The organism is Cellulomonas jepli (assembly GCF_047229345.1).
Lineage (GTDB): Bacteria > Actinomycetota > Actinomycetes > Actinomycetales > Cellulomonadaceae > Cellulomonas_A.
This window is the reverse complement of record NZ_JBFTER010000154.1, coordinates 1-8,399: the sequence shown is the minus strand read 5'-3', so window position 1 is coordinate 8,399 and position 8,399 is coordinate 1. Positions and strand designations below refer to the sequence as shown.

At 75.7% G+C, this 8,399-nt stretch carries 8 protein-coding genes; 4 read left to right on the top strand and 4 right to left on the bottom strand.

Going from position 1 to position 8,399, the window contains the following annotated elements; translation table 11 throughout:
• Together AB6N24_RS22100 and AB6N24_RS22095 are read right to left on the bottom strand one after the other, a co-directional pair.
• Positions 1-1,069 (bottom strand): DNA translocase FtsK 4TM domain-containing protein (locus AB6N24_RS22100; RefSeq protein WP_412871514.1); only part of this gene is annotated, 1,069 nt, incomplete at its 3' end.
• A 130-nt stretch (positions 1,070-1,199) separates the two neighbouring features.
• Positions 1,200-1,610 (bottom strand): hypothetical protein, encoded by a 411-nt coding sequence (locus tag AB6N24_RS22095; RefSeq protein ID WP_412871513.1) that lies wholly within the window; start codon positions 1,608-1,610, stop codon positions 1,200-1,202.
• A 75-nt stretch (positions 1,611-1,685) separates the two neighbouring features.
• Between AB6N24_RS22095 and AB6N24_RS22090 the strand changes: the two genes are divergently transcribed.
• The 3 genes from AB6N24_RS22090 (at position 1,686) to AB6N24_RS22080 (ending at position 4,744) form a co-directional block, all read left to right on the top strand.
• Positions 1,686-2,303: a TetR/AcrR family transcriptional regulator gene (locus tag AB6N24_RS22090; protein WP_412871512.1), complete on the top strand. Its 618-nt coding sequence runs from the start codon at positions 1,686-1,688 to the stop codon at positions 2,301-2,303.
• A 174-nt stretch (positions 2,304-2,477) separates the two neighbouring features.
• Positions 2,478-3,827, top strand: coding sequence for a DNA glycosylase AlkZ-like family protein (locus tag AB6N24_RS22085; protein WP_412871511.1), 1,350 nt, complete (start codon positions 2,478-2,480; stop codon positions 3,825-3,827).
• Positions 3,824-4,744 (top strand): DMT family transporter, encoded by a 921-nt coding sequence (locus AB6N24_RS22080; protein ID WP_412871510.1) that lies wholly within the window; start codon positions 3,824-3,826, stop codon positions 4,742-4,744. Before AB6N24_RS22085 ends, AB6N24_RS22080 begins: the two co-directional genes overlap by 4 nt.
• Before the next feature lie 103 nt (positions 4,745-4,847).
• Here AB6N24_RS22080 and AB6N24_RS22075 read toward each other — a convergent pair whose 3' ends face one another.
• Both AB6N24_RS22075 and dapA read right to left on the bottom strand, forming a co-directional pair.
• The gene (locus AB6N24_RS22075; RefSeq protein WP_412871509.1) at positions 4,848-6,533 is read right to left on the bottom strand and encodes a ribonuclease J; all 1,686 of its coding nucleotides are present in this window, start codon (positions 6,531-6,533) and stop codon (positions 4,848-4,850) included.
• Positions 6,534-6,545: 12 nt separating this feature from the next.
• Entirely contained in the window at positions 6,546-7,463 is a 918-nt protein-coding gene (dapA, locus tag AB6N24_RS22070; RefSeq protein WP_412871508.1) for a 4-hydroxy-tetrahydrodipicolinate synthase, read from the bottom strand.
• 143 nt (positions 7,464-7,606) lie between these two features.
• Here dapA and AB6N24_RS22065 point away from each other — a divergent pair, with 143 nt between their 5' ends.
• A complete protein-coding gene (locus tag AB6N24_RS22065) occupies positions 7,607-8,332 on the top strand; it encodes a glycerophosphodiester phosphodiesterase (protein ID WP_412871507.1) in 726 nt (241 codons plus the stop codon).
• Positions 8,333-8,399: the final 67 nt, after the last annotated feature.

Sequence of the window (8,399 nt, the reverse complement as noted above, 5' to 3'; positions counted from 1 at the left end):
CGGCGGGGGTGCCGGCGGCCGGCATCGCCGTCGTCGGCGTCGCGTCGGCCTGCGCGGCAGCCTCGGCCTCGGCGGCCTCGCGCTCGGCCTCCTCGCGCGCAGCCACGATCGCCGCACGCTCGAACGCCTCGTCGCCCTCGTAGCCGTCGAGCAGCTCGGTGTCCGCGAGGTCGGGCGGGGTCTCGGCGCGCGGCTTGCGCAGCCCGAGGCGACCGCGCGGCTTCTTCTTGGGCGGCGCCTCGATCTCCGGCAGCGCGCTGTGGCCGGCGTGGATGACGAGCGGGGCGTCGTCGGGGTCGAGCGGCGCGTCGAGCGTGCGCTGGTTGCCGGTGAGCCGGTCGTAGCCGGCGCGCAGGCGCGGCACGATCTGGTGCACCGGCGTCGCGGTCACCACGAGGACGCCGAAGAACGCGAGGAGCACGAGCAGCGGGACGGTGACCCACGCGGTGAGCAGGCTCTCGAGCGGGGTCGCGACGAGGTAGCCGATCACCCCGCCCGCGTCCTGCACGGGCCCGAAGCCGTCGGCGGGTGCTGGCAGCCCCGCCTCGAGGTGGATCCCGCCGCACGCGGCGAGCCCGATCGCGGAGAACCCGATGCCGATGCGGGAGTTGGCCTGCGCGAGCTCGGGGTGGCGCATGAGGCGCACCGCGGTCGCGAGCAGGGCGACCGGGACCGCGACGCCGACCTGCCCGAAGGTCCCGGCCACGACGTCGTGGATCACGTCGCCCGCGGTCCCGGACAGGCCCCACCACTCGCGCGCCGCGACGACGATGGCGAGCGCCAGCAGGGTGAACGCGATGCCGTCGCGCCGGTGCGCGGGGTCGAGGTCGCGCGCTCCCTGCCCGACGCGGCGCGCGGTGCCGCCCAGCAGGTGCGCGCAGCCCATCCACACGCCGCGCACGATCCGCAGCGGGAGGGCCGGGCGGTGGGGCGGCGGCGGCTGCTTGGGCGCCCGGCCGGCGGGGCGGGTGGAGGCGCCGCGTGCACCGGTACGGGCGGTCCCCCGGGCCTGGGACGACGAGGCGGACCCGCCCGCACGGGGGGTCGAGGAGGACGTACGGGTCGCCATGGTCCTCACGGTAGCGGCGGCGGGGCCCTGCGGCCGGGAGCGCCGGTCCGCACGCGTGTCGGAGGCGGCGGCGTGCCGGCCCCTCCACGCCCCGGCACGTCCACGCCCCGGCACGGCGGGCGCGCGCTCCTCAGGCGGTGAGCAGGCCGATGCCGAGCGTCACGACGCCGGCGGCGAGGACCGTCGCACCCAGCGGCAGCAGGACCACCCACCGGCTCGGGCGCTCGCGGCCCGGTCCCACCGCGGAGAAGAAGAACCCCATGGGCATGACGACGGCGGCGACGAGCACGCCGGTCTGCGCGAGCCAGCGCGCGGCGCCCGACAGCGCCGTGGCCTCCCCCAGCAGGAGGCACACGAGGCCCAGGGTCACGAGCACGCCGGCGTGCGCGTGACCCGCGCGGTAGAAGCCTCGCTGGAACTCGGTCACGGGCACCTTCCCGGTCCCGACCCGGACGAGGAAGTACCCGCCCGACTCGATCGCGACGACGGTGAGCGCGACGATCCCGGCGGTGGTCCGGGCGGCCTCGGTCAGCTCGATCATGCTTCCTCCTCGGTTTGCGAACGCTGTTATAGAACACCGTTCGTAAACCGGCGTCAAGCGCTCTACACTCGCCGCATGCCTCGCCCCCGACTGCACGACGACGCGCTGCGCGAGCGGCTGCTCGAGGTCGCGTCCACCGCCATCTCCGAGGCCGGGGTCGACGCGCTGCGCGTGCGCGACGTGGCCGCGAGCGCCGGCACGTCGGCGTCGGCCGTCTACGCGCTCTTCGGCGGGCGGGACGAGCTCGTGCGTGCGGTCGGCGACGAGGCGTTCCGCCGGTTCGCCGCACACCTCGCGCGGGTCGACGCGACGGACGACGCTGGAGCGGACCTCCTCGCGCTCGGTGTGGCCTACCGCACCAGTGCGCTCACGGACCCGCACTTCTACCGCGTGATGTTCGAGGCGGCCCGCGTGGGCGCGCAGGAGCCGACGCAGGGCCCCGCGACCGAGCACCCGACCTTCGTGGTGCTCCGCGACGCGGTCGAGCGCGTCCTCGCGGCGAGCGGGGCACCACGGAGCGACGGCGACGCGCGCGAGCTCGCGGTGCGGCTCTGGGGGCTCGTGCACGGGCTCGTCGGGCTCGAGCTCGCCGGGCTGCTCCCCGGCGGTCCGGCGGAGCACGACGAGCGGTTCCGCAGCGCGCTCGGTGCGGTGGGGACCGCGATGTTCGCGACCGCGCGGGACGACGCCTAGGCCCATGTGGCGCGCCGGCTGCGGTCGGCGCCGCGGGGCACCGGAGGCGCCGACGGCCAGATGCCGCCGCCGCTCGCCGAAGTCCTGCCGAAGTCGCCGGCGGGGCGCAGGACGGCTCCCGGACCCGTGCCGCGTGTCGGTCACCGGTGGCACGCTGACCCCGGAGGTGGCGGCATGGCGCGCACGCGGACGACGAGCACGGGCGGGACGACGACGGGCGGGGGCGACCGGCGCGGCCCCCGGGGTGCACGTGCGGCCGCCCCGAGCACCGCGTTCGAGGCCGGTACCGCCTCCGACGCGGGCACCGCGGCGGGCAGGGGCACCGCGTCGGGCACCGGCACAGGCGTGCCCGTCAGCCGGGCGCAGGTCCTGCGGCACCGCGTCCGGGCCCAGCAGCTCGACCGGCCCGTGGACGCGGCTCGCCGACCGTGCGACGCCGACGTGCTCGACCTCGGCGTGCAGGACACGGGCACCGGCGGCGCCGCGTGGTCGCTCGCCAACCGCGGCGTGCCCGTCGAGGCCGACGCCGCACGCTGGCCCGCCGAGCTCGCCCTCGCGTGGACGGTGCGCGGTGCGCCGCACGCCTACCGCCGGGCCGACCTGCCCGGCGTCGAGGTCGCGCTCCGCCCCTACTCCCCTGCCGACGCCGCCAAGCGCGTCTACGACGCGAGCAAGCCGCTGCACGAGGCGGGCATCGAGGTGCCGGACGCGCTGGCCGCCGTCGCGCGGGAGATGCGCCGCATCGTCGTCGAGCCGACCGTCAAGGGCGTGATGTCGACCCGGCTCACGGAGGCGATGCCCGAGCCGTACCTGCGCTACTGCCGCCCGTGCGACGCGACGCACCTGTACGAGATGCCGTTCCGGCTGGCCGCGCTGCACGCGGGCCTCGAGCTCGAGCCCGGGACGTCGCCGCCGGTCCTGCGGCGGGTCCCGGGCTGGCCGACGGACCACGTCGCCGACCTGTCCCCGGCTCCGGCTCCCGGTGCACCGGCAGCCCTGCCGGAGCCGGTCGAGCGGCTCGACGTCGTGCGCGCGTACCTGCACCACCTGGGACCCGCGATGCCCCACGACGTCGCGGGCTACCTCGACGCGACGCTCGCGGACGTCGTCGCGCGCTGGCCGCACGACGTGCGCGAGGTGCTCGTCGAGGGCGAGACGCGCTGGGTCCTCGAGGCCGACGCCGACGCCCTGCTCGCCGGGACGAGCGCGGGCGCGGGCGACGGCGCTCCGGTCGTCCGCCTGCTCGGGCCGTTCGACCTCTACCTGCAGGCGCGCGACCGGTCTCTCCTCGTGGCCGACCCCGCCCGGCAGAAGGACCTCTGGCGCACGCTCGGCCGCCCGGGTGCCGTGCTCGTCGACGGCGAGGTGCTCGGCACGTGGCGGCCCAAGGCCTCCGGGCGCCGGCTCACCGTGGTGGTCGACGCCTGGGAGCCCTGGCCGCCCGCGGTGCAGCAGGCCGTCGAGGCCGAGCAGGAACGGCTCGCGGCGCACCGCGGCCTCACGCTCGTGCGGGCCGGGGCATGAGCCGCCGCGGCTGGGCGCTGCTCGTCGCCGTCGGCATCATCTGGGGCGTGCCGTACCTGCTCATCAAGGTCGCGGTCCAGGACGTCACGCCGCCGATGCTCGTGCTCGTCCGGACCGCGCTGGGCGCCGTTGTGCTCCTGCCGTTCGCGCTCCGCGGCGACGGCCTGCGCGCGCTGCGCGGGCGGTGGCGCGCCGTCGCCGCGTTCGCCGCTCTCGAGATCGTCGGTCCGTGGGTCCTGCTGTCGAACGCCGAGCGGACGCTCGCGAGCTCGACCACGGGGCTGCTCGTCGCGACCGTCCCGATCATGGCCGTCGTGCTGGGCCGGCTCGTCGGCGACCGGCTGCCCGTGGCCGGGGTCCGGTGGGTCGGGCTCGCGGTGGGTCTCGCCGGGGTCGCGGTCCTCGCCGGGCCCGGCTCCGGGGCCGCGGAGGCGTGGCCGCTCGCGCAGGTGCTCCTCGCCGCGCTCGGGTACGCCGCGGCGCCGATCATCGCGGCGAGGTCGCTGCAGGGCGTCCCCGCCGTCACGCTGACCGCGGTGTGCCTGTCCTTGTCGGCGCTGGTCTACCTGCCGATCGTGCTGCTGACCGGCCCGCACCCGGTGCCGGGGCCGGCGGCGCTGGGCTCGCTCGCGGCGCTCGGGCTCGTCTGCACCGCGCTCGCGTTCGTGCTGTTCTTCCGCCTGATCAGCGAGGTCGGCGCCGCGCGCTCGACCCTGGTGGCGTACATCAACCCGCTCGTCGCGGTCGCGCTCGGCGCCGTGGTGCTCGACGAGCCGGTCACGGCCGCAGTGGTCGTGGCGGCGGTGCTCATCGTCGCCGGGTCCGCGGCGGCCTCCGTGCAGGGCCGAGCTCGCCGTCGGCCGCCGACGGCCGAGCCCGCCGCACCCGAGGTGGCACGGACGGCGGCCCCGGGCTGAGGAGCCCCGGGGCCTGCCGAGGGCCCGGGCCTCCGGACGCACGAGAGCCGGCAGGCGACGAGGTGAGCCCCGTCCGCCTGCCGGCCCCGACGTGCCGCGTCGGCTACGCCTCGACGATGACAGGGATGATCATGGGGCGGCGGCGCAGGCGGTTCGACACCCACCGGCCCACGATGCGCCGCACGACCTGCTGCAGCTGGTGCGTGTCGGAGGCCCCGCCACGGGCCGCGTCCTCGAGCGCCTGGACGAGCTCGGGCATGATGCCCTCGAACACGGCGTCGTCCTCGGCGAAGCCGCGTGCGTGGATCTGCGGCCCGGCGAGGACCTTGCCGTCGGCCGAGCTGACGACGGCGAAGATCGAGATGAAGCCCTCCTCGCCGAGGATGCGCCGGTCCTTGAGCTCGACCTCGGTGATCTCCCCGACGCTCGAGCCGTCGACGTACACGTACCCGCACGGCACGGCGCCGACGACCCGCGCGCGCCCGTCGATGAGGTCGATGACCACGCCGTCCTCGGCGAGCACGACCCGGTCCGCCGGGACACCGGTCTTGACCGCGAGCGCCGCGTTCGCGACGAGGTGGCGGACCTCGCCGTGCACCGGCATCACGTTGCGCGGCTTGAGGATGTTGTAGCAGTACAGGAGCTCGCCGGCGCTCGCGTGCCCGGAGACGTGCACCTTGGCGTTCCCGCCGTGCACGACGCGCGCACCGAGGCGCGTCAGCCCGTTGATGACGCGGTAGACGGCGTTCTCGTTGCCGGGGATGAGCGAGGACGCGAGGATCACGGTGTCGCCGTGGCCGACCGAGATCTTGTGGTCGTTGTTCGCGATGCGCGACAGCGCGGCCATCGGCTCGCCCTGCGACCCGGTGCACATGAGCACCACCTCGTCGTCGGGCAGCCGCTCGATCTGCTTCTGGTCGACGAGGACGTCGTCGGGCACCTTGAGGTAGCCGAGCTCCGCGGCGATCGTCATGTTGCGCACCATCGACCGGCCGACGAGCGCGACCTTGCGGCCGTGCGCGTGCGCGGCGTCGAGCACCTGCTGCACGCGGTGCACGTGCGAGGCGAACGACGCGACGATGATGCGCTTCGCGGAGTCGGCGAACACCCCGTCGAGCACCGGGCCGATCTCGCGCTCGCCCGTCACGAAGCCGGGGACCTCCGCGTTGGTCGAGTCGACCATGAACAGGTCGACGCCCGCCTCGCCGAGCCGCGCGAACGCGCGCAGGTCGGTCACGCGCCCGTCGAGCGGCAGCTGGTCCATCTTGAAGTCACCGGTGTGCAGGACCGTGCCGGCGCCGGTCCGCACCGCGACCGCGAGCGCGTCCGGGATCGAGTGGTTGACGGCAACGAACTCGCACTCGAAGACGCCGAGCTGCTCCGTCTGACCCTCGCGGACCGCGAGGGTCAGCGGGTTGATGCGGTGCTCCTTGAGCTTCGCCTCGACGAACGCGAGCGTGAGCTGCGACCCGACGAGCGGGATGTCGCGGCGCAGGCGCAGCAGGTACGGGACCGCGCCGATGTGGTCCTCGTGCCCGTGCGTGAGCACGATCGCCTCGATGTCGTCGAGCCGGTCCCGGATGTACTCGAAGTCCGGGAGGATCAGGTCGACGCCGGGCTGGTGGTCCTCGGGGAACAGCACGCCGCAGTCGATGACGAGCAGGCGGCCGGCGTACTCGAGGACGGCCATGTTCCGGCCGACCTCCCCGAGCCCGCCGAGAGCGACGACGCGCAGCGCCCCCTCGGGGAGGGCGGGCGGCAGCGTCAGCTCGGGGTGGGGATGGCTCATGGTTCTCCTGGGTCAGCTGGGGACGACGTCGAGGAGGCCGGCCGCGCGCACTCCGGCGCGCACCCCCTCCGCCTCGTCGTCGGTGGCGGCCACCAGCGGCAGCCGCATGTGTCGGTTCGGGATGAGGCCGAGGGCCTCGACGGCGGCCTTGGCGGCGACCGCCTGGAAGCCGGCTCCGTTGAGGGCGTCGATCGCCGGCACGATCGACCGGAAGACGTGCAGGGCACGGGCGTGGTCCCCGGCGTCGAACGCCGCGGTGACCTCGGCGAGGCGCGCGCCGGCGACGTGGCCGACGACGCTCACCACGCCCGCGGCGCCGTGCGCGAGCATCGCGAGGTACGCGCTGTCGTCGCCGCAGTACCAGGCGAGCCCGGTCCGCTCGATCGCGGTGAGGCTCGCGTAGAGGTCGCCCGACGCGTCCTTGACGGCGATCACGCGGTCGTGCGCGGCGAGGCGGTCGAGGGTGTCCGCGGCGAAGCGGACCCCGGTGCGCCCCGGGACGTCGTAGAGCATGACGGGCAGCGGGGTCGAGTCCGCGACCGCGACGACGTGGCGGTACACGCCCTCCTGCGACGGGCGCGAGTAGTAGGGGCTCACGACGAGCAGCCCGTGCGCGCCGGCGTCCGCGGCCTGCTCCGCCATGCGGACGGCGTGCGCGGTGTCGTTCGAGCCGGCGCCCGCCACGATGCTCGCCCGGTCCCCGACGGCCCCGACGACCGCGGCGATGAGCTCGGCCTTCTCGGGGGCGTGCGTCGTGGACGCCTCACCGGTCGTCCCGTTGAGCACGAGGCCGTCGTGCCCGTGATCGACGAGGTGGGTCGCGAGGCGGACGGCCGCGTCGAGGTCGAGCGCACCGTCCGGGGTCATCGGCGTGACCATGGCGGTGAGCACGGCACCGAACGGGCGCGCGGACGAGGTGGCGCGAGGCATGGGCCCAAACTACCGTCCCGCGCCGCCCGGACGACCGTGCGTGCTCGTCAGGTGGTCCGCCGACGCGGCGCGCCCACCGGCCAGGACGTGCGCGACGGTGTGAGATCGGGGCTGCGCACCGACGCCTGACACCGGAGGACACCGTGCCCGCTCCCGACCGACCGCTCGCCATCGCCCACCGCGGCGACCCGGTCGAGCACCGTGAGAACACCGTCGCGGCGGTGCTCGCCGCGGCCCGTCAGCGCGCCGACGCGATCGAGGTCGACGTCCAGCTGGCGGCCGACGGGACCGTCGTCGTGGTGCACGACGACACGTTCGCCCGGCTGTGGGACGACCCCCGCCCGGTCGCGGCGCTGACGTGGCCGGAGATCGCCCGGCTCGGCGACGGCGACGTGCGCGTCCCCCGGCTCGCGGAGCTGCTCGAGGTCGCCGACGACGCGGGCGTGCCGCTCGTGCTGGACCAGAAGCACCCCGTCGCGGCGCTGCCGGCGCTCCGCGTCGTGCGCGAGGCCCGCGCGGACGCGACGGCGTTCTGCGGCTCGACCGACGGCCTGCTCGAGATCCGGGCGGCCGACCCCGGCGCGACCGTCTACCTCAACGACGACACCCTGTCGCTGCCCGACGTGCGGCTGCTCGCTCAGCTGCGCCCGCAGCTCTACAACCCGTGGTTCAAGCTCCTGGCACCCGCGACCGTCGAGGCCATGGCGGCGTTCGGCATCCGCACGTGCTGCTGGACGCCGAACACCGACGCCGAGCTGCGCCTCGTGCTCGACCTCGGGGTCGACGCGGTCATGACCGATCGCGTCGGTCGTCTGGTCGAGATCCTCGACGAGCGCGGGCGGGTGGGCGGCGCCGGCGGCGGCGGCTGACCGGCGCGCGGTGATCGCCTCGATGCCGCGCGCGACCGTCGCGGTGTTGGTCTGGATGTCCTCGACG